This window comes from Actinomyces sp. HPA0247 (genome assembly GCA_000411415.1).
GTDB lineage: Bacteria > Actinomycetota > Actinomycetes > Actinomycetales > Actinomycetaceae > Pauljensenia.
In genome coordinates, this window is record KE150450.1 from 116,863 (window position 1) to 137,247 (window position 20,385).

Below are 20,385 nucleotides of genomic sequence, written 5' to 3' on the forward strand. Positions count from 1 at the left end.
GCCGATGCGAAGAACTGTGGAGAGACTCCTCTTCGAGACGAACAAGGAGCGAGGCCCACTTCCGGGCCTTCTGACGGTTGATTATTTCACAACTAGCCCAGGGGGAATCCTCGCTCCATCCACGAAAGTACCAAACGTCCTCGCGCATGATGCGCGTACGCCACCATGCGGGAAAGTAGTTCATCAGTTAGCGTCAACGCATGGACCACGGCACAGTGACGACGTTTGTTGAAGACGCCATCGAAGAGCTCGAGCAGCGCAACGCGCTCGAGGAAGCTGAATACCTGCGTATGATGCTCGAGTGCGACGGCCCCGACGTTGACGGCGCAGTCTCGTCGCTCGTCAAATACGGCGCGGTCACGGTCGCCTGGGTTGAGCGGCTCGCAGCGATCAACGAAGAATCTGTGGGGTTCTTCGACGAAGAACTGGCGGAACTGCGCGAGGGGCTCTCGGGCGCCTAGGCTCGCTACACGCCAGAGAGACCCCTGATCAGGCCATGCCGCACGCCGGCGGACAGGCACCGAGGCTCGCGTCGCGCCAGACAGGAGCGCCCGAGACGCACACAAACCCCGGGCTTCCAACGGAAGCCCGGGGTGGTGATTGTGGAGATGGGGGGAATCGAACCCCCGTCCAGCAGCCGGCCCCGAATTCTTCTCCGAGCGCAGTCTACGGTTTTATTTCTCAGCCCCCAGCATTGCGTAGACACACCGCCAGATAGGCTCAGTTGATGAAGTGTCGGAGGCGCCCCACCAACATGGGCGACTCCCAGTGGCTCCCTAGACGACGCCAGACACCGGGCCGGAAGCAACTCCCGGGCTGACGGACTAAAGGTTCAGGCTGCGATATCAGGCAGCGAGAACGTAGTCGGTGCGATTCTGTTCGGCACCTATTGGTTTGCACGCATCGTTAACGAGATGAGCGTACATTCTCGGCTCGCTTCACTTCGATCGACGACCACTGTCGAAACCGATCATCCCCTCTTGAGTTTTCAACTCCCCGACGCCCAGCGTTACCGCAGACCGTCGGACACATCAGTTTACGCCCGCAGTCCCCACCCGTCAAGGGAAAACCAAAGCCTCAGAGCAGCTTCGTCGACTCCAGCTTTTCCACCATGCGCCGATTGTTGCGCACCAGCAGCGGGCGCAGAGCCAGCCCCAGGAACGCGGTGAACAGGATGAAGGAAGCCAGGAACCACATGGCGTCCCCGTACTCGTGGCCCGCGTATCCGGCGATCGACGCACGCAGCGCCGTGATCGCGTGCGTGGCCGGCAGGAACGGGGAAACGGACGAGAAGAAGGAGGGCAGGATCGCCAGCGGGAACGCTCCCCCGGCGCCCGAAATCTGCAGGACCAGGAGCAGCACGCCCAGGGCCTTACCCGCATTTCCGAACGTCGCGATGAGCGTGTACATGAGGAAGGAGAACACGACGGCGGTCAGCCACAGCGTGCCCATGAACTGCAGCGGGTGAGCGTGCTGCACCTTCAGGAAGTACAGGTCCCCCAATCCCACCAGGGTCGCCTGCGTGAGAGCGATTGTCCCAAAGATCAGGTAGCGCCCCAGGTATCCGGCGGCCAGGCCGACGGGCTTCGCGGTGAGGGTCGCGCGCAGCGGGTCGCCTTCCGGCAGACCGTCGGCGACGGTGGCGTCCGTGACGTCCGAGCGCAGCGACACGACCATCAGGATGGAGCCCACCCACAGCGCCAGGATCGTGTACAAGGGCGCCATCTGGGAGCCGAAGTTCGCGACCGGGTAAACGGGAGTCTTCTCCACGCCGACAGGGGCCGCGATGGCCGCCGCCAGGGCCTCGGGATTATTCCCGATGATGGTCCCGAGCGTTGTCAGGTCGCCACTGGCAAGCGCCTCGCTGATCGAAGCGTGCAGGGAGTCGAGCTTTCCGGCGGCCTCGCGCAGGCTCGTGGCCGCGCCAGCCAGGTTATCGTGCAGCTGGGTGAGCCCCTCGCGCGCACTCCCGCTCCCGTTCGAGGCCGTGGACGTCGCACCCTCGAGGGACGTGCGGGCGGCGCTCAGCGAGGATTGGGCCGAGGCCAGGGTGGAGGCCAGCGATTCGAGCTGGGGCCGCAGGTTGGTCTCGTAGTCGGAGGACAGGCCGTCGACCGCGGAGCGCGCCTGAGCAATCAGGCCGTTCACCGTGTCATGCCCGGCCTGCGCGTTCGCGACCTTGGAGTCCAGCTCGGAGGCGGAGGAACGCAGCCCGTTCGCAACCGCCGTCAGACGGTCGGAAGCGGCCTGCAAGCGATCCAGCGAGGACTGGGAGACAGGCGAGCCCGGCAGCGCCGCGAGCGTCGACTTGATCGACGCGAAGCTGGCGGCCTGCGTGTCCAGCACGGAGGCCTGCGAGCGCAGCGTCGAGGCTGCGTCCGATGCGCTCGTCGAGCCGTTCGCATACACGTTCTCGACGGCGTTCGACAGGGAGGACAGCGAGGACTGCGAGGAGGAGATCGCGTCGGATACCGCGGAGACCGCCGCCGACGCAGCGGATCTGAGTCCGCTCGCTCCGGCCTGAGCGCTCGAGACCGCGGACTGCGCGGAACCCTTCGCGCTGCCCAGCCCGTTCACGAGCGTGGTCGTCGAGTCGATGAGCGTCACCGAGGAGCCCACGAGGGACGCGTAGGCATCCGCACTATCGGCCGCGGTACGCAGGCGCGAGGCGACCGTCTGCACGCGATTATCGAGGGCCGTCACCGTGTTGACTGCGGTCGGCGACGACAGCGCGTCCCCCACCGACGTCGCCGTATCGAGGGCAACCTCGGAGAGCGTCTGCACGAAGATCTGGTTCACCTGGGCGCTCACGGCCTCGGCACCCTGCCCGGCGATCTTCGGCGAGATGCCGTTCTTCTTCTCGTTGACGTAGTAGGTCATCGGCGCGGAGGAGGCTCCCCCGTCGAAGAAGGTGAGCATCTCCTGGGAGAAGTCCGACGGGATGACGATGGCCGCGTAGTACTCACCCGAGCGCGTCCCCTCGACCGCCTCGTCCTCGGACGCGATGACCCAGTCGAAGTTGTCGTTCTTACGCAGCGCGGACACCACGGAATCGCCGATGTTGACGTGCAGCGGTACCAGGTCCGACTTGTAGCCCGCGTCCGTGTTTGCAATCGCGATGCGCAGGCTCTTCGTGTTCCCGAACGGGTCCCACGACGCCGCCACGTTGAACCACGTGAACAGCGACGGAATGACGACCAGGCCGAAGACAACGACGCTCGCGATCAGGGAACGATGCGCGCGGCGCAGGTCGGCGCGGTAGATAGCCCAGATGGTCCTCACTGCTGCTCTCCCTTCGCCGCCTCCGATGCTTCGCCCGCGCCGTCCTCATCGACGAGGCCGGGGCCGGCCTCGTCCGCGTCCTCTCCCCCGCGCTCACCCAGGGTTGAGGCAAGCGCCGACGAGATCGACGCCCCCACGGCGGCCGCGCCAAGCGCGAGACGCGATCGCGCGCCCTGCACGCGGCGGGTGAGCAGGGAACGCACGTCCTGCTCGTCCATGGCACCGAGGAGCTGCTGACGCGCCAAAGCCTCGCGCAGGTACTCCAGTCCAATCAGGAAAGTGATGACGAGGAGGACCCAGACGATCCAGGCGCCCAGAATGATCGGCACCTCCGCCACATTCGCGACGGACAGCACCGCCAGAGCCACCGGCACGATAACCCCGAGAATGATCGCGATGCGGCGAATCGTCGGGTAACGACGTTCGAAGCGCGCGGCACGGCCGCTCACCGAGCGCTGGAAGCCGTCGTGATCGGCCAGGGCCGCCACGATCTGCGTCAGGCGATAGCGGTTGGAGGGAACGCGCGTGGCCTCGGCCAGGAAGAGCCCGGAGGACGCCAGGTCGCGGGTGATCATCGCGTTCAGATTCACCAGGAACGGGCGCAGCGCGAGGCCGATCGCGAAGGCAACCAGCGCCTCGGCACCGAGAACCGCCAGGCACGACAGGTAGGTGTGCCCATAGAACCCGGCCACGATCTCACGCAGCGCGTTAATGCCGTAGGTGAAGGGGAACAGCGGGTGCAGGAAGCGGAAGAAGGACGGGAGCATCTCGATCGGATACAGGCCGGCAGACCCGGGAATCTGCATGACCATGATGATGACGCACAGGCCCTTGCCGATGTGCTGGAAGCAGGTCGAGAGCATGTAGACGATCGACACAAACACCAGCGAGATGATCATCGCCGTCCCCACGAACGCGGGACGCGACACCGTCTGCACGCCGATAATCAGGTCGCCGATCGACACAACGAGCCCCTGAATGACCCCGAAGAAGGCGAGAAGCATCCACCGGCCCATGTACTTGGCGGCAGAGGACGTGGGGCCGATGCCCTCCTCATCCACATCGAGCTTCAGGAGGAGGACGAGCGAGAACGCGCCGATCCACAGCGCCAGGTTCGTGAACAGCGGGGCCATCGCCGAACCGTAGGCGGCCACGGGGTACACGGCCTTCGTCTCGATCTGCGTCGGCGAGGCCATGAAGGAGGCGATCGACTCGGCGTTGACTCCCAGGGAATCCGCGAGGTCACGCAGCGTGTTCGAGGAGGACAGCGAGGAGATGTCCGTGGCCACCGAGTTCAGGTCGGTCGTGATCGCAGCGACGTTCGTGGCGCTCGTCTGGGTCGCCGTCTTTGCCCCGTCCAGGAGGGAGTCGAGCTGGTCAAGCAGGCCCGACACCTGGTCGCGCTGGCTGCGCAGTGTATCGAGGGAGCCTCGCATCGAGGAGGACGCGCTCGAAAAATCATCGAGCGCCGAGGAAATGGCGGGCAGCTGGGCGGAGACGCCACTGCGCGCGTTCGTGACAGCGGTCGACACGGCCACTGACGCGTCGGACGCCGACGTGAGCGCGGTCGTGATCGACGAGGAAGTTGACGAGAGATCCGAGTTGAGGGTCGTCAGGCTACTCAGGGCCGTGGACAGCGCAGCGTTCTGGTTCGTCAGGTCGTTCAGTGCCGTGCCTGCAGCGGGCAGGTTCCCGATCCCCAGGGCGTTCAGATCCGCGAGCACCTCGCCCACCGAGTCGTTAATCGACGCACCCTCAGTGAGCAGCCCACCGACGCGCCCGGTGGCGCCCTGCACGGCACCGTCAAGGGTGCCTGCGTCGGCCGAGACACCCGCCAGGGCGCTCGCCGCATTCGAGGACAGGCCATCAAGAGCCCCGCCCATCTGGCTCGAGAATGAGGCCAGCGACGTGCGCGAGTCGCTCACAAGCTGGTCCGCTTGGTCCAGCGACGCCGACAGATCCGAAGCCGCGCTATCCAGCTCACCCAGGGTGCCGCGCGCCGAGGCCACCGAGGCCTTCGCCGCGTCAATCTTCTCCCCCATGCCGTCCAGGGTCTGCGAGGCACTGCCGAGCTTGGCCGAGGCCTCGGACACCGACGCGGACACGTCCGAACGCTTCTGGTCAGCGTTGTTCGCGATGCTCACCCCGGCCTCGGACGCCTTCTCCGACAAAACCTTGGCCACCGTCGAGACGAACGCGGAATTGATCTGGCGATCCAGCGCCGTCGCACCCGCCCCCGTGATCTTCGGGGCGACCGCGTTGTTCTTCTCGTTGACGTAATACTGGATATTTGGCTTGACGTAGGTTCCGTCAACGATGCCCGTCAGGTCGCGCGAGAAAGACGCCGGGATGATGAAGGCCGCGTAGGAATCGCCGCGCTCGACCTCCGCGCGGGCCTCGTCCGCGCTCACGAAGTGCCAGCCCAGCTGATCGTTCTGCTTCAGCTGAGTTTCCAGCATCGCACCCACGTTCACGGTGCCGATCCGGTCCTTGGTCGCGCCCTCGTCCTCGTTCGCCACCGCCACGCGGATGTGGGAGGTCTGCGAGTACGGATTCCAGAACCCGACGATGTTGAACCACGCGTAGAGCGCGGGCACGAACGCCATACCGATGATGACAATCCATGCGGCCGGTACACGTACCAGCCTCAGCAGATCACGACGAAAAATCCTGACGGGACCCCGCACGGAATCGCCTTCTTTCCCCTATCGGCGGGCCTGCTTCACGTAGCGGCGCATCGCCCGCTCGGCCTCGCGCTGATCCTGCTTTTCGCGCAGCGCCTGACGCTTATCCCACTCCTGCTTGCCCTTGGCCAGGGCGATTTCGACCTTGACGCGGCCGCCGATGAAGTAGAGCTCCAGGGGCACGATCGTGTAGCCCTTCGCGGCCACCCGGTCCTGCATACGGTCGATCTCCGCGCGGTGCAGCAGCAGCTTGCGCTTGCGCGTGGGCGCGTGGTTCGTCCACGAGCCCTGCGAGTACAGGGGAATATTGGCGCCGTAGAGCCACGCCTCTCCCCCGTTGATCTCGACCCACGAATCCACGAGGGAGGCGCGCCCCATGCGCAGCGCCTTCACCTCGGTGCCCATGAGAGCCAGGCCGGCCTCCCACGTGTCCTCAATCGTGTAGTCGTGGCGCGCCTTCTTGTTGCGGGCAATCGTCTTCTTCGCGTCGGAGGCAGCCTTAGCGCGCTGCCCCTCCGTGGGCTTGGGCTTCTTCCAATCCTTGGGCATGCTGCCTCCTTTCAGACTCGTTTTCCGCGCAACGTGCGGAAAGACCCCCGTAGCAAAACGCTACGAGGGTCCATCCTAACGCGGATTACAAATAATCCATCGGTTCAACGTAGCTTCCGTTCTGAATGACACCAAAATGCAGGTGGCATCCGGTCGCGTAGCCGGTCGAGCCGACCTCACCCAGCGCGTCGCCCGCGTTCACGTACTGCCCCGGAGACACGTACTGGGCCTGCATGTGCAGGTACTCGGTGATGACGGAGTTACCACCGACGAGGCCGTGGTTGATGTCCACGTAGTTGCCCGCCGAGTAGTCCGAGGACACCGCGTTGACGTAGCCCGAGGCCACGGCGCGAATGATCGTGCCACAGTCGGCGGCCATGTCGGTGCCCGAGTGGCCCTTCATGACGCCCAGGACCGGGTGGTAGCGCATGCCAAAGGGGCTGGTCACGACGATCGGAATGTCGAGCGGGCTACGGAAGCCCGAGGCCGACACGTAGGAGGCCCCCGACGCGATGTTTGCGGCATCAATCGCCGCGAGCTCCGCGCTGCGCGCCTGATAGTCCGCTTCGGCCTGGTCGAGCGAGGCCTGAACCTGGCCCTTCTGGGCATCCCACTCGGCCTGCTTGGCCTGCGCCTGCGTCTTCAGGTTATTGAGCTCCGTGAGCTTGGAGTCAGCCTCGCTCTTCGCAGCCTTCGCCTCGGCCTCGGCCTGCGCGGCCTTCTCCTCCAGGTCGGAAATACGGTCCGTGATCGCGTTCTGACGAGTGGCCTGCGTGCGCTGGGACGAGGAGACATCCAGCGCGGCGGTCATCGTCTGGCTCTCCGTGCGCAGCGCCATGTCGGCGGCCGCCGCACGGTCGGTAATCGACTCCGTACCACCCGCGGTCAGGGCCACGGCGACAGGATCAACGTTGCCTTCGCGGTACTTGCGACGCACCAGATCGGCAATCGCACGCTGAGCGTCGTCGGCCTGCGTGGTGGCCGCAGTTAGCGACTGGTCGATGCGGTTCTGCTCGCCCTGGGCGGCATTCAGCTCGCCCAGGATCGTCGCGTGCTCACGCGACTTCGCGTCGTACGTCGCGGTCGCACTCTCGTAGGCGGCCTGCGCCACCGGAATCTGCCCGTTGAGAGCCTGCAGGTCGATGAAGACCTGCGCGAGCGACGCGTCGATGCCCTCCAGCTGTGACTGCAAAGCATTGACCGTCGCCTCAGCCTCTGCGGCTGCGTTCGCGGCGGCGTCGCGCTCGTCGTCGGCACGAGCAGGCAACGCCTGACTCATCGCCGCGAAGGACGCCACCGCCAGAGCGAGCGCGCCGACACGCAGCGCGCGACGGCCACGATGATGCAGGAAACGGGACATGAGACTTACGCCTTCGTGTACTTCGCGAGCGAGAACGCCGACGCGATAACCGCCAGCGCAACCGCTGCCAGGACGAGGATCGGCGTCATGATCGCCACCTCGCCCATACCGATAAAGTTCGTCCACTTAAAGGAGGGGGCCATCCACCCCTGGACGATGAAGTGGACGCCGGCGAACAGCGAGCCGATCGCGAACACAGCGCCCACCAGCGCGGCCAGCGCGCCCTCAATCATGAAGGGGGCCTGAATGAACAGGTTCGAGGCACCGACGTATCGCATGATCTGCGTTTCCTGCTCGCGGCTCATCGCGCTCAGGCGGATCGTCGTCGAGATCAGCAGGATCGCCGCGACGACCATGATCGCGCCGAGGCCCAGGGCGGCCGTGCGAGCGGCGCCCAGGACGCGGAACAGGGGCTCAACGACCTCGCGCTGGTCGCGGACCTCGGACACGCCGGGAGTCCCGGAGAATTCCTCCTTGACCACCGAGTACTGCTCGGGGTTGACCAGCTTGATGCGGAACGCGAACTGGAGCATGTCCGGCGTGGTCCACTGGGTCAGCGCATCGTTACCGTTGAGACGCTTGAAGTTCTCGTAGGCCTCTTCCTTCGTCTCCTCGTACACGTTCGCCACGTACGGGCTCATCTCGGCGGAAGCCAGCTTTTGGCGCACCGCGTCGATCTGCGCATCGGTCGCCTCGGTTGCGTTGCAATTCGGGGCTGCGTCGTTGATGGCGCACATGTAGATGGTGACCTCGATCTTGTCGTACCACTCCGACTTCATCTTGGACACCTGCATCTGGGTCAGGCCCGCGATGCCCACGAAGAGGAGGGACACGAAGGTCACGAGGATGACGGCAACGCTCATCGCGCGGTTACGCGACAGGCCCTTGCCGACCTCGGACAGAATAAAACGAAGTTTCACTGGTGTTACCTCCCGGCCCCGTAGACGCCGCGGTTCTGATCGCGAACGACGTCGCCGGCCTCAAGCTCGATGACTCGCTTACGCATCTGGTTGACGATGTCCGCGTCGTGGGTGGCCATGACGACGGTCGTGCCCGTGCGATTGATTCGATCCAGGAGACGCATGATGCCCAGCGACGTCTCCGGATCCAGGTTGCCGGTGGGCTCATCCGCCAGCAGCAGCTCGGGACGATTCACCATGGCGCGCGCGATAGCGACGCGCTGCTCCTCACCGCCGGAGAGTTCGTGCGGCAGACGCGACTCCTTGCCGGACAGACCCACGAGATCGAGGGCGTCCGGGACGGCCGTCTCGATCGCATGACGCGGCTTTCCGATGACCTGCATGGCCAGCGCGACGTTCTCGTACACGGTCTTAGAAGGCAGCAGTCGGAAGTCCTGGAAGACCGTGCCGATCTGGCGGCGCAGCTTCGGGACCGCCCACGTGGACAGCTTGGACACGTCCTTGCCGAGCACCCACACCTTGCCGCTGGTCGCCTTCATCTCGCGCATGACGAGCTGCAGGAACGTGGACTTGCCGGAACCCGACTTGCCGACGAGGAACACGAATTCTTCGCGTTCCACCTCCAGCGAGACGTGGTCCAGCGCGGGCTGGGCACCTGGCGTGTACACCATGGTGACATCTTCAAAACGAATCATGGGACCGTCCGATCGGGGTCAATAGTCCCTGTCAGATTAGGTAACGATCGTGTCACGACCCGGCTGCGACACGCGGAAAACCGCCGGTGTGTCACTCAGCCCTCCGCCTGGGATGCCTTGGACACGCACGCGGCCCCGGCCTCGTGCATAGATTGACGAGGCCGGGGCCGGGTGATGCGTTGACGCGCTGCTCAGTCCTGGGCGGCGTTCTGCTCGTTCTTGCGCCAGCGGATACCGGCGTTGATGAAGCCGTCGATGTCGCCGTCGAAGACGGACTGGGGATTGCCGGACTCGTACTCGGTGCGCAGGTCCTTGACCATCTGATACGGCTGGAGGACGTAGGAGCGCATCTGGTCGCCCCACGACGCCTTGACGTCGCCGGCGAGCTCCTTCTTCTTCGCCTGCTCTTCCTCGTGGCGCAGGACGAGGAGGCGGGACTGCAGGACGCGCAGAGCGGCCGCGCGGTTCTGGATCTGCGATTTCTCATCCTGCATGGACACGACGATGCCCGTCGGGATGTGGGTCATACGCACGGCCGAGTCGGTCGTGTTCACGGACTGACCACCGGGGCCCGAGGAGCGGAAGACGTCGACCTTCAGCTCCGACTCGGGAATCTCGATGTGGTCCGTCGTCTCGATCAGAGGAATGACCTCGACGGCAGCGAAAGACGTCTGGCGGCGGCCCTGGTTATCGAAGGGGCTGATACGCACGAGGCGGTGGGTGCCGGCCTCGACGCTCAGCGTGCCGTAGGCATAGGGGGCCTGGACCTCGAAGGTCGCCGACTTCAGGCCGGCTTCTTCAGCGTAGGACGTATCCATGACCTTCGTCGGGTAGCCGTGACGCTCCGCCCAACGCAGGTACATGCGCAGGAGGATCTCGGCGAAGTCGGCGGCATCCACGCCGCCCGCGCCGCTTCGGATCGTAATGACGGCATTGCGCTCGTCGTACTCGCCGTCCAGCAGCGTGCGGATCTCCAGGTCACTCAAGTCCTTGCGGAGCTTCTCCAGATCAGCCTCGGCCTCGGCCAGGATGTCGGCGCTCTCGTCCGGGTCCTCGGCGGCCATGTCCACCATGGCCTCCAGGTCGTCGATGCGCTCGCTCATCTGCGTGACGCGATCGAGCTCGCTCTGGCGGTGGCTGAGCGCGCTCGTGACAGCCTGGGCGGCGCTCGGGTCGTCCCACAGGTCGGGCGCGGCCGCCTTCTCATTCAGCTCGGCGATCTGCGCGCGCAGCTTGTCCGGCTGCACGACCGCGAGGATGTTCTCCATGGTGGTGCGCAGGGACGGGATCTCTTCAGAAAATTCAATGGCCACCCATCCAGGGTAGCGGATCGGGCCGCCAACGAGGAATGCTACGGCGCTGTGGTGGCAGGGCTTACTCCCCCGCCAGCGGCAGAGACGACGGTGCCCCGACGCCAGTAAGACGCCGGGGCACCAACAAGAAGCGGATCAGATGAGACCCATCGCGACCATCGCGTCGGCCACCTTGCGGAAGCCCGCCAGGTTCGCGCCGGCCACGTAGTCGCCAGCCACACCGTATTCCTCGGCGGTGGCGACGGTGTTCGCGTGGATGTCGACCATGATCTGGTGGAGCTTGGCGTCGGTCTCCTCGAAAGGCCACTGGGTGCGGCCCGAGTTCTGCTGCATCTCGAGGCCGGAGGTGGCCACGCCACCCGCGTTGGAAGCCTTGCCGGGGGCGTAGGCGACGCCCGCCGCCTGCAGGGCCTCGATCGCCTCGGGGGTGGTCGGCATGTTCGCGCCCTCGGCGACCAGCTGGACGCCGTTCTTGATGAGGCTCTGAACGCCGGACAGCGGCAGCTCGTTCTGGGTCGCGCAGGGCAGGGCCACGTCACAGGGGACGTCCCAGATGGAGCCGTCGGCCACGAAGACGGCTCCGGGGCGCTCGGCAGCGTAGTCGGAGACGCGTCCACGACGCACCTCCTTGACGTCCTTGAGCAGCGCGACGTCAATGCCGGCCTCGTCCACGACGTAGCCGGAGGAGTCGGAGACGGCGACGACGGTCGCGCCCAGCTGCTGGGCCTTCTCGGTCGCGTAGATCGCCACGTTGCCCGAGCCGGACACCACGACGCGCTTGCCGTCGAAGCTGGTGCCCTTCGCGGCGAGCATCTCGGCGGCGAAGTAGACGAGGCCGTAACCGGTGGCCTCGGTACGCGCGAACGAACCGCCCCAGGTCAGACCCTTGCCGGTCAGGACGCCCGCGTCGAAGCGGTTCTTAAGGCGCTTGTACTGGCCGAACATGTAGCCGATCTCGCGGCCGCCCACGCCGATGTCGCCAGCGGGCACGTCGGTGTCGGGGCCGATGTGGCGGGAGAGCTCAGTCATGAAGGACTGGCAGAAGCGCATAACCTCGGCATCGGACTTGCCCTTGGGGTCGAAGTCCGCGCCACCCTTGCCGCCACCCATGGGCAGGCCGGTCAGGGCGTTCTTGAAGATCTGCTCGAAACCGAGGAACTTGATGATGGACAGGTTCACGGAGGGGTGGAAGCGCAGGCCGCCCTTGTAGGGGCCGAGCGCAGAGTTGAACTGGACACGGAAGCCGCGGTTCACGTGGATGTTGCCCTTGTCGTCTGCCCACGGGACGCGGAACTGGAGCTGACGCTCGGGCTCCACGATGCGGTCGATGATGGCCAGGTCGGCGTACTCGGGGTGACGCTCGGCGAGGGGCGCGATGGTCAGGAGGACCTCGTAGACGGCCTGGTGGAACTCGGCCTGGGCGGGATCACGGCGCTGAACGGATTCGAAAACGGAGGCCAGCGCGGGGGAAAGACGAGATGTATCAAAGCTGCTCATGGCCTAAAGTTTACGTTTCGTTTACCCGAGCGTCCCTCGCCGTCCCACAATGTGACCGTAGCGGACGCCACTTTAGCGCTGCCCGTGAGCCTCTCGAAGACGCGCACTCGAGGTCCGCATCAGCTCGGGAACCGCCGTCGTACGCAGGACAGGAGGCACCAACGACACGGTCGGCCGTGCACTCACTGTGACCTCCACCTCGGTATCACTGACATTCACCGCGCTCACAGTCACGCCATCACCCACCTTGCACGTGGTGTCCGACAGCGCCGCAAGGCCCTCCTCGACCCGAGAACGCACCCCCGCCTCGTCGACTTCGAGCGCGTCCCCTTCCACGAAGAACGAGCCGCTTGAGGCGTTGCCACCTCCAACGCTCGCCAGGGCGTCAGCGCACGACACAAGCCTGCGATCCTGCATCGCGACCTCGGTCAGCGCGAGGGAGACGAAGAGAAACAGACAGACGAACGCACAACCTGCCCCCATCACCACGCCGACGCGCCCCTCATCACCCATGGGCCACCACCTCCCGGACGGGCACGCGCGCACTCGAGGACACACCCACACCTGCGCTTCCCAGCCACGCGGGCACGAAGGGCAGGGGGACGCGCACGGACACCCGCACGTCGACGACGCCCCCATCGCCCTCGCACCCAACGCAATTTGGGGACACGTCCGCCTGAGCATCGATCCCAAAGTCCTCCACGATGAGCGCAACGGCATGGGACGCGTCGGCTTCGCGAGCGGGGTCCTCAGCGAGAATCCGCGCGGCCTCACGCGCCCCCGCGTCCACCGCCATCGCACCGGCACTCACCTGCCCAACCGCGAGAACAATGTAGAGGACTGGAATGACGAGGACGACCAGGATGCCCAGGAATTCCACGCTGGCGTCCCCGCGCTCGTTCACGGCCCCTCCACGAGAGCACGACCGTGCACGGTGAGCCACCGCGGCCCAAAGCCTCCAACGAGGGGCAGGCGCGTACGAACAGTGACAACGAGCACGTCGACTCCGCCGTCATCCTCGCGCCCGACGTCGATCTCACGATCCTTCGGAGCACCCACGAGAGAATCGAGGAGTTCTCCCGTCCGAGCCCTCGCCTCGTCTTCATCGCCGCCGAGGAGACCGCCGCGGCGCGCACCCTCGGACGCAGCGCTCACACTCATCGTGCGCACGTGCGAGGCGAAGGCAATCTGGGCGAGCAGGAGAATCACGAGGACGACGAGGCCCTGGACGAGGACTGTCGACACGACCTCGGAGCCTCGCTCGGGATGCGCGTCAGATTCCTGAAATCGAATCCATCGCACGATTAAATATCTCCACGAGGCGCTCCGAGGCGACTCCCCAAATAAGGACGACGAGGGCGGCCGTCATCAGCGTGATAAGCACCCATCCGGGCACGTCACCGCGCTCCCCGAGGGGAGTTTTCCTCAGGAATAGTTTCTTCATGACTGTTTTCCTTCCTTCACGGTGTGAAATCCAGGGCGATGAGTCCCGGGTAGAGGGCGAACATGACGGTGACGGGCAAGATGAGAAAGACGACGGGCAACAGCATGGCGATCTCACGCCTGCCTCCCTCCTCCATCAGGGCGGCGAGGGATCGTTCTCGCTGATCGCGCGCCTGGTCATGCAGGACCGAGGCCAGGGGCGAGCCACGCTCAATCGCGGTCGTGAGTGTTCGACTCAGGCGCGTGAGAGCAGGCGATTCGGTGCGCTCAACGAGGTCAGAGAGCGCACGCACGGAGGGCGTACCGTTGCGGATATGACCAGCGGTGAGGGACAGTTCCACCCCCAGTGGCCCACCCGCACACCCCGCAACCCGCTCGATGGCAGCAGGAATCGACTCCCCCGCCGCAACCGCGAGCGCCAGCAGCTCCGCACAGTCGGGAACGGCGACGTCGATCGCGCGCTGCCTGGCGTGGGCCCGCAGCGTGAGGAAACGGTCCATCCCCGCGACTCCCAGCAGTGTGCCGACAAGAGCGCACGCGCACAGGGGCACGAGCGAGGCGCGCAGCGAGGAGGCTGGGCGCGCCGTGAGGGTGAGGCAGGCGAGGATGAAACCGGCGATACCCGCCAGTGCCTGGTGTAGCCGGAAGACGGAGACCTCCGGTGTCATTCCCGCCAGGGCGAGACGGCGCGAGACGGAATCCGTGGTCGACCCCAGGGATTCGAGGGCGGCCGCACTGACGCGCCGAGCCCATGCGCTCACGGGGGACGGGGCCTCCTCGCTGACGCGCCCCTGCGCCACTCGGGCCGCGAAGGAGGGACGGCGTGCGAACCATGCCGCCACGAGGAGGGCAATGCCTCCCACGAATAGCGCACTGACTGCCACGTCGAGGATGCGCGCGGTCCAGGGGCTCACGATCCACCCCCCAGGTTGCGCGGATCGGAGCTCAGCCGACTCATTGCCTTCATCGCCAGATAGGCGATGACGCAGATCCCGGCACCGGAGCACAGGACGGCGATGCCTCCCGGGGAGTTCCAGACGCTCGCGCTGGCGCCTCCTCCCGACAGGAGCAGGAGGACGACCCACGGCGCGGCGATTCCGAGACGGGCCGCCCCAACCGTCCAGGACTGGCGGGCCTCGAGCTCACCGCGCACGCGCGCATCCTCGCGCAGGAGCGTGGCCAGGTCCTGCAGGAGGCGCGTCAGGTCGGCACCGCCGACGGAACGCGCAATCCGCAGCGCCTCGATAATGCGATCGGCGACGGGGTCTGCGACTTCTTCTTTCATCCGATCGAGCGCGGGAGCAAAACGCCCGTGAGCACTGTAGTCCCGGGAGAAGGCCTCGAAGGCAAAGCGGATGGGGACGGGGCCCTCCTGCGCGAGGTCGCACAGCACTTGGGGCAACGAGGTGCCCGCGCGCACGCCGGACACCATCGCATCGATGACCTCTGGCCATGCGGCACGAACGGTCTTGGCGTGGGCACGCACCCGGGAGACGACCCAGGCGTAGGGGAGGAACGACACGCCGAGCGACACAATGAGGGCGACCGGCCATGCGCTGGTAACAACGAGGACGAGCACCGCGACGACCGCCCCGATCGCACCGCTGAGCAAGACGAGGCGCCCCGCCGTCAGCCCCGGAACGCGTGCGCGCGCAACGTCCTCACGCACGCGCTTCCACGGCCCCCACGGCCTCCACACGGGCGCGGGGAGGAACCACGGGGACAGGGCCACAACGATCCCGATCCCGAATACGAGCCCACACACAATGGCGATCACAGCGTCCCCCACTCGAGCAGGGACGCCAGGTCGAACCCGGCCGCAGCAAAACGATCATGCAGGTCCAGTCCGCCGCTGCCGCGTTCACAGCGGATCCCGTCGTACGTAAAGAGCGACGCAGTTTCGATCCGATCACCTTCAACGCGCCCGGGAACCGCGAGAATCTCGGCGACGTGGCGGTGCCCATCGGCTCCTCGTTCAACGTGACACACGAGGTCGATCGACGAGGCCAGGGTCGGTGTGACGAACGCCGTCGTGACGTTTTCTCCCGCGAGGAGAGGCAGAATCGAGAGTTTATCGAGGGCCTCGCGCGCCGAATTGGCATGCACGGTCGCCATGCCCGGCACGCCTGCGTTGAGAGCGACCAGCAGATCGAGGGCCTCAGGGCCTCGCACCTCGCCGACGATCAGGCATTCGGGGCGCATACGCAGGGACTCGCGCACGAGATCACGCAGGGTAATCTCACCCGTCCCCTCCGCGCCCGCCGGACGAGTCTGCATCGCAACGTGGTCCCAGTTGGCCAGCCCCAGCTCGAAGACTTCCTCGCAGGAGATAACGCGGCGCGAACGCGGAAGCTCCCCCGCCAGGGCGCGCAGCAGCGTCGTCTTGCCCGCCTGAGTTCCTCCCGAAACGAGCACGGACAGCCCGCAACTGACGGCGGCCGAGAGGAAGTCGCGCATCGGGGCAGCGACCATCTCGACCGCAACCAGATCCTCCAGGGTGCGTGCCCGCTGGATATGTTTGCGGATGTTCACGCTCCACGACGCACCCGTCACCGGCGGAATGACGACATGGAGGCGCTCGCCGCCCGCGAGCATCGCGTCCACGAAGGGACTCGACAGGTCGAGCCTGCGTCCCGAATGGTGGAGCATCCTCTCCACGAGGGCCCGCACATCCTCGTCCGTGAGGATGAGGCTGGTCAACTCGGCCACACCGCCGCGCGCGACAAACACACGCGAGGCGGCGTTAATCCATATTTCCTCCACCGACGGATCGTCCATGAGCGCCTGGAGCGGCCCGAGGCCGCAGATGTCGTCCATGAGGTCTGCCTCGATCTGCGCGCGCGCAGCGGGCAACAGGTCGGGTGCATGCCGATCGATGGCACGCTCGATGAGCGCGCGCACCGCCGCAGGATCGCGAGCCGCGTCAATGCCGCCCGCAGCCAATCCCTCTCGGACACGTGCCGCGAGAGAACGCGTCATGGCTTCCATCGCTGCGCCTCCTTGCTACAGACCAAGCCAATGTGTCGAAAGTAACAGAGTTTTTCGGAAAGGAGCAAACCCACACCCACCCAATCTCCCCCGACTCCGCGCGGGGAAGCACTCGCGCGCCCCCACACGCGATACGTTAAGTCAATGACCTCCCCGAAGAGCCCCCTCGAACTGGCAGCCCTGGCCACCGCCGCCGTCCCCGGTATGCGCGTCACCGCCCTGCGCCCGCCCTCCTACAGCGACGAGCTCTCTACCGTGACCGGCATCGAAGACGCCGCAGGCAACCGCTGGATCGTCACCTGCCCCCACGAGGAGGTCTCCGGCCCCGCCCTCGAAGCGACCTCCGGAATCCTCGACCGCCTCGGGCAGGCACACGACCACGACTACATCCCCTTCGACGTGCCCCGACTGGCCGGGCAAGCCAAGCTTGCACATGGCGGAAGCGTCTACGTCCACCGCGATCCGGGCGGCACCGCCCCCACGGACGAGGACCTCGACACGGACCCGCTCCTGCCCGCCTCTCTCGGACGCGCCCTCGCAGCTCTCCACAACCTCCCCGAGACCGTGTTTTCCGCGATCGGACTGCCCACCTACACGGCCATCGAATGCCGCGACCGCAACCTCGCACTCCTCGACGAGGCCGCCCGCGAGGTCACCATTCCCGCCGCCCTGTGGAGCCGCTGGGAAGCCGCCCTCGAAGACGTCTCCCTCTGGCGATTCCCCGCCGCCCCCGTCCACGGCGACATCCAAGAACACTGCCTGTCCGTCAAACGCGGTTCACTCCTGGCCATCAGCGGCTGGACCAGCGCGCACGTGGGCGACCCCGCCCTCGACATCGCATGGATCCAGGCCACCGCATCCGATGCATTCCTCGAACGCTTCCGCGAAACCTACGGCCACGAGCGCCGCGCTACCGACCTGCACGTCTTTACACGCGCACAGCTCATGAGCGAGATCGCCCTCGTCCGCTGGCTCGTCCACGGCCTCCACGCCGAAGACGCTTCCGTCGTCGACGAGGCACGCGCCATGCTCGACGACCTCGCCAAGGACCTCGACGGCGAACCCCTCCTGCCCTCGCACGCATCCGCGATGGGGGCCCGCATCTCCCTGACCCCCGTCGAGTCTCCCTCCGCCTCGCCGATCGAGGCCTCGGAACCCACGCCGAGCGCAGCGGACGAAGCCGACGAGGACGCCACCGGCGAACCCACCGTCCCCGTCTCGCGCCCCGCCTCCGCACTCAGGCGCAAGCTCGCACAAGGCGAAGTCGACCCCGCAGCCCCCACCGAGCGCCTCAGCCTCGGCCCTGACGGCACGCTGCTGCGCTAACCGCACCGAGCCGCCCGCGGACCACCCGCCCGGGAGCGCTCCGACGTCACAAACCGGGGCCCGCCAGGTTTCCACCTGACGGGCCCCGACCTCGTTGATTGCCTTGAAGGCGAGCGCCTCAGCGGGAGCGATCATCCCCCTCACCCGATGCCTCGAGAGCATCAACACGGCGCTGCAGATCCTCCAGCTGGAGGCGCAAGATCGCAGCCTCCTCCGTCAGGCGACGACGATCCTCATCCGAACGCGACAGATCCACCGAAAAACGCAGCGACAGGAGCAGCAACACCACGCCGGCCACAAAGTAGCCCAAATTCAGCGGAACAACGACACCCAGCTGCATCGCCGTCCACTTCAGTGTCTGCGGGAAAATGGAGAGCAGCGCGGTAAAGAACGCGATGCAATACCACCACAGACCGTAGCGCTCCTTCAGACCCGAGTTACGCATCTTGACGAACACCATCACCAAGATGATGATCGCGAACACCAGTCCAAGCACATAGGTGGGGCTCATGCGTTCTCCTCCGGCGCCTGGGCGACCTTCTCACCGGGGCGCGAGAGAGAAACCGCGAGGGCCATCGTCGCACGCACCAGGAACAGCGCCGATTTAATCGGATTATGCGAGGGCTCCCCGCCGGCCCGCGGGTGCATCTGCACGCCAACCTCACGCACGACCAGGTGCGAGCGCGCCGCAATGACGAGCGCACCAATCGTGTCACCCAGGTACTCAGCCGGGTAATTGTGCGCAAACAGCGCCAACGCCCGGGGACCGTAGAGCTTGAAGCCACTCGTCGTATCACTGAGGCGAGTCTTGCACACGCGCGAGAGGATCAACGAGAAGAGGTTCATTGCCCACTTACGAGGACCCCGCGCACGATAGTCGCCCTTGCCCGCAAAACGCGAACCGATCACGACGTCCGCATGCTCGCGCGAAGCCGTCTCGATCAGGGTCTCAATCTCGCGCGGATCATGCTGGCCATCCGCGTCGAGCTGACACGCGTACTCGTACCCCATGCGCTGGGCGTACTGGAAGCCGGCGCGCATGGCGCCGCCGACACCCAGATTGAGGGGCAGGTCAAGGACGGCGACGCCCGCGGCGCGCGCGATATCGGCGGTCGCATCCGTCGACCCGTCGGAGACCACGAGAATGTCCGCGAAAGAAGGCTTCTCAACCTTCACCATCTCGAGGACATCACCGAGCACCTCCTCCTCGTTCCACGCAGGGATGACGATGAGCAGGCGGGATTGAGCGCTGGGACGGCTCACTCAGAGCCCCTCGCGCTCAAGCAGCTCAAGCAGGTACGCACCGTAGCCGGACTTCACCAGGGGTTCGGCGCGCTGGCGCAGCCCCTCGTCGTCAATGAAGCCCATGCGCCACGCGACCTCCTCGGGGGCGCCGATCTTCATGCCCTGGCGGGCCTCAACCGTGCGCACGAAAGCCGTGGCGTCGGCGAGGGAGTCGAACGTGCCCGTGTCCAGCCACGCGGTGCCGCGCGGCAGGACCTCGACCTTAAGCTTGCCGGCCTCGAGGTAGGAGCGGTTCACATCGGTAATCTCGTACTCGCCGCGCGCACTCGGCTTGAGGTTGCGGGCAATCTCGACCACGTCGTTGTCGTAGAAGTACAGGCCGGGCACCGCGTAGTTCGACTTGGGGTTCTCGGGCTTCTCCTCGATCGACAGAGCATTGTACTCCTCGTCGAATTCCACGACACCGTACGCACGCGGATTGGACACGTGGTAGGCGAAGACCGCGCCGCCGTCGGGGTCGACGTGGCGACGCAGCTGGGCGCCCATGCCGGGGCCGTAGAAGATGTTGTCGCCCAGGACCAGGGCGGCGCTGTCATTGCCCACGTGATCGGCACCGAGCACGAAAGCCTGCGCGAGGCCGTTGGGCTCGTGCTGGACCGCGTAGGAGATGTTGACGCCGAGCTGGCTGCCGTCGCCCAGCAGGCGATGGAAGGAGGGCGCGTCATGCGGCGTGGTGATGACGAGCACCTCGGAAATACCCGCCAGCATCAGGGTTGACAGCGGGTAGTAGATCATCGGCTTGTCATAGACGGGGACGAGCTGCTTCGATGTCCCCAGCGTGATCGGGTTCAGACGGGTGCCCGAGCCGCCCGCCAGGATGATGCCTTTCATGTTGCCTCCGCTTCCCGGCGCGCCCTCGAGTGGGTCGCGCGTCGTTGACAATTATCCCTATCACCGAGTATTTTTCCACAACTTTGCCCCTGCGCGCGCCCATGGGGCGGCGCACACCGCCGCGAGGGTGTAGATCGGATAGTATTTACATGGAATGTTACGTCCGCACACAATCCACGCACGTAAGGAAGA

20 protein-coding genes and 1 other RNA gene are annotated in these 20,385 nt (G+C 65.9%); 2 read left to right on the forward strand and 19 right to left on the reverse strand.

What is annotated here, in order from left to right:
- Positions 1-200 precede the first annotated feature (200 nt).
- Positions 201-461 (forward strand): hypothetical protein, encoded by a 261-nt coding sequence (locus HMPREF1478_RS00395; protein ID WP_034474755.1) that lies wholly within the window; start codon positions 201-203, stop codon positions 459-461.
- Positions 462-600: 139 nt separating this feature from the next.
- Here the strand turns inward: HMPREF1478_RS00395 and ssrA are convergent.
- The 16 genes from ssrA to HMPREF1478_RS00470 all read right to left on the reverse strand — a co-directional run bounded on the left by ssrA (position 601) and on the right by HMPREF1478_RS00470 (position 16,731).
- Positions 601-978, reverse strand: a transfer-messenger RNA (tmRNA) gene (gene ssrA / locus HMPREF1478_RS10145).
- 99 nt (positions 979-1,077) lie between these two features.
- Positions 1,078-3,282 (reverse strand): YhgE/Pip domain-containing protein, encoded by a 2,205-nt coding sequence (locus tag HMPREF1478_RS00400; protein WP_016460112.1) that lies wholly within the window; start codon positions 3,280-3,282, stop codon positions 1,078-1,080.
- Positions 3,279-5,969: a YhgE/Pip domain-containing protein gene (locus HMPREF1478_RS00405; RefSeq protein WP_016460113.1), complete on the reverse strand. Its 2,691-nt coding sequence runs from the start codon at positions 5,967-5,969 to the stop codon at positions 3,279-3,281. The genes HMPREF1478_RS00400 and HMPREF1478_RS00405 overlap by 4 nt, the downstream gene beginning before the upstream one ends.
- An 18-nt stretch (positions 5,970-5,987) precedes the next feature.
- Positions 5,988-6,515, reverse strand: a complete 528-nt coding sequence (gene smpB, locus HMPREF1478_RS00410; protein ID WP_016460114.1) for an SsrA-binding protein SmpB — start codon at positions 6,513-6,515, stop codon at positions 5,988-5,990.
- An 85-nt stretch (positions 6,516-6,600) separates the two neighbouring features.
- Complete coding sequence (locus tag HMPREF1478_RS00415; protein WP_016460115.1) at positions 6,601-7,875, reverse strand: M23 family metallopeptidase; 1,275 nt, start codon at positions 7,873-7,875, stop codon at positions 6,601-6,603.
- 5 nt (positions 7,876-7,880) lie between these two features.
- Positions 7,881-8,795 carry a permease-like cell division protein FtsX gene (ftsX, locus tag HMPREF1478_RS00420; RefSeq protein ID WP_016460116.1) on the reverse strand — a complete coding sequence of 305 codons (915 nt, stop codon included), beginning with the start codon at positions 8,793-8,795 and terminating at the stop codon, positions 7,881-7,883.
- A 5-nt stretch (positions 8,796-8,800) separates the two neighbouring features.
- A complete protein-coding gene (ftsE, locus tag HMPREF1478_RS00425) occupies positions 8,801-9,490 on the reverse strand; it encodes a cell division ATP-binding protein FtsE (protein ID WP_016460117.1) in 690 nt (229 codons plus the stop codon).
- Between the two features lie 191 nt (positions 9,491-9,681).
- On the reverse strand, positions 9,682-10,803 hold the full coding sequence (gene prfB, locus HMPREF1478_RS00430; RefSeq protein ID WP_016460118.1) for a peptide chain release factor 2: 1,122 nt from the start codon (positions 10,801-10,803) through the stop codon (positions 9,682-9,684).
- A gap of 135 nt (positions 10,804-10,938) precedes the next feature.
- Complete coding sequence (gene gdhA / locus HMPREF1478_RS00435) at positions 10,939-12,300, reverse strand: NADP-specific glutamate dehydrogenase (protein WP_016460119.1); 1,362 nt, start codon at positions 12,298-12,300, stop codon at positions 10,939-10,941.
- 72 nt (positions 12,301-12,372) lie between these two features.
- The gene (locus tag HMPREF1478_RS00440) at positions 12,373-12,813 is read right to left on the reverse strand and encodes a hypothetical protein (protein ID WP_016460120.1); all 441 of its coding nucleotides are present in this window, start codon (positions 12,811-12,813) and stop codon (positions 12,373-12,375) included.
- On the reverse strand, positions 12,806-13,204 hold the full coding sequence (locus tag HMPREF1478_RS00445; protein WP_016460121.1) for a hypothetical protein: 399 nt from the start codon (positions 13,202-13,204) through the stop codon (positions 12,806-12,808). The genes HMPREF1478_RS00440 and HMPREF1478_RS00445 overlap by 8 nt, the downstream gene beginning before the upstream one ends.
- Positions 13,201-13,545: a hypothetical protein gene (locus HMPREF1478_RS00450; RefSeq protein WP_016460122.1), complete on the reverse strand. Its 345-nt coding sequence runs from the start codon at positions 13,543-13,545 to the stop codon at positions 13,201-13,203. Before HMPREF1478_RS00450 ends, HMPREF1478_RS00445 begins: the two co-directional genes overlap by 4 nt.
- 28 nt (positions 13,546-13,573) lie before the next feature.
- Complete coding sequence (locus HMPREF1478_RS10660; RefSeq protein WP_016460123.1) at positions 13,574-13,744, reverse strand: hypothetical protein; 171 nt, start codon at positions 13,742-13,744, stop codon at positions 13,574-13,576.
- A gap of 16 nt (positions 13,745-13,760) precedes the next feature.
- Positions 13,761-14,657 carry a type II secretion system F family protein gene (locus HMPREF1478_RS00460; RefSeq protein WP_016460124.1) on the reverse strand — a complete coding sequence of 299 codons (897 nt, stop codon included), beginning with the start codon at positions 14,655-14,657 and terminating at the stop codon, positions 13,761-13,763.
- Complete coding sequence (locus HMPREF1478_RS00465; protein WP_016460125.1) at positions 14,654-15,520, reverse strand: type II secretion system F family protein; 867 nt, start codon at positions 15,518-15,520, stop codon at positions 14,654-14,656. The genes HMPREF1478_RS00460 and HMPREF1478_RS00465 overlap by 4 nt, the downstream gene beginning before the upstream one ends.
- On the reverse strand, positions 15,517-16,731 hold the full coding sequence (locus HMPREF1478_RS00470; protein WP_016460126.1) for a TadA family conjugal transfer-associated ATPase: 1,215 nt from the start codon (positions 16,729-16,731) through the stop codon (positions 15,517-15,519). Before HMPREF1478_RS00470 ends, HMPREF1478_RS00465 begins: the two co-directional genes overlap by 4 nt.
- Before the next feature lie 144 nt (positions 16,732-16,875).
- Between HMPREF1478_RS00470 and HMPREF1478_RS00475 the strand changes: the two genes are divergently transcribed.
- Positions 16,876-18,057: a phosphotransferase gene (locus HMPREF1478_RS00475; RefSeq protein ID WP_016460127.1), complete on the forward strand. Its 1,182-nt coding sequence runs from the start codon at positions 16,876-16,878 to the stop codon at positions 18,055-18,057.
- A gap of 118 nt (positions 18,058-18,175) precedes the next feature.
- Here the strand turns inward: HMPREF1478_RS00475 and HMPREF1478_RS00480 are convergent, their stop codons facing one another.
- The 3 genes from HMPREF1478_RS00480 to rfbA are packed head-to-tail and all read right to left on the reverse strand — an operon-like array spanning position 18,176 to position 20,193.
- Complete coding sequence (locus HMPREF1478_RS00480; protein WP_016460128.1) at positions 18,176-18,568, reverse strand: DUF2304 domain-containing protein; 393 nt, start codon at positions 18,566-18,568, stop codon at positions 18,176-18,178.
- Complete coding sequence (locus HMPREF1478_RS00485) at positions 18,565-19,320, reverse strand: glycosyltransferase family 2 protein (protein ID WP_016460129.1); 756 nt, start codon at positions 19,318-19,320, stop codon at positions 18,565-18,567. Before HMPREF1478_RS00485 ends, HMPREF1478_RS00480 begins: the two co-directional genes overlap by 4 nt.
- Positions 19,321-20,193 (reverse strand): glucose-1-phosphate thymidylyltransferase RfbA, encoded by an 873-nt coding sequence (rfbA, locus tag HMPREF1478_RS00490; protein ID WP_016460130.1) that lies wholly within the window; start codon positions 20,191-20,193, stop codon positions 19,321-19,323.
- Between the last annotated feature and the right edge of the window lie 192 nt (positions 20,194-20,385).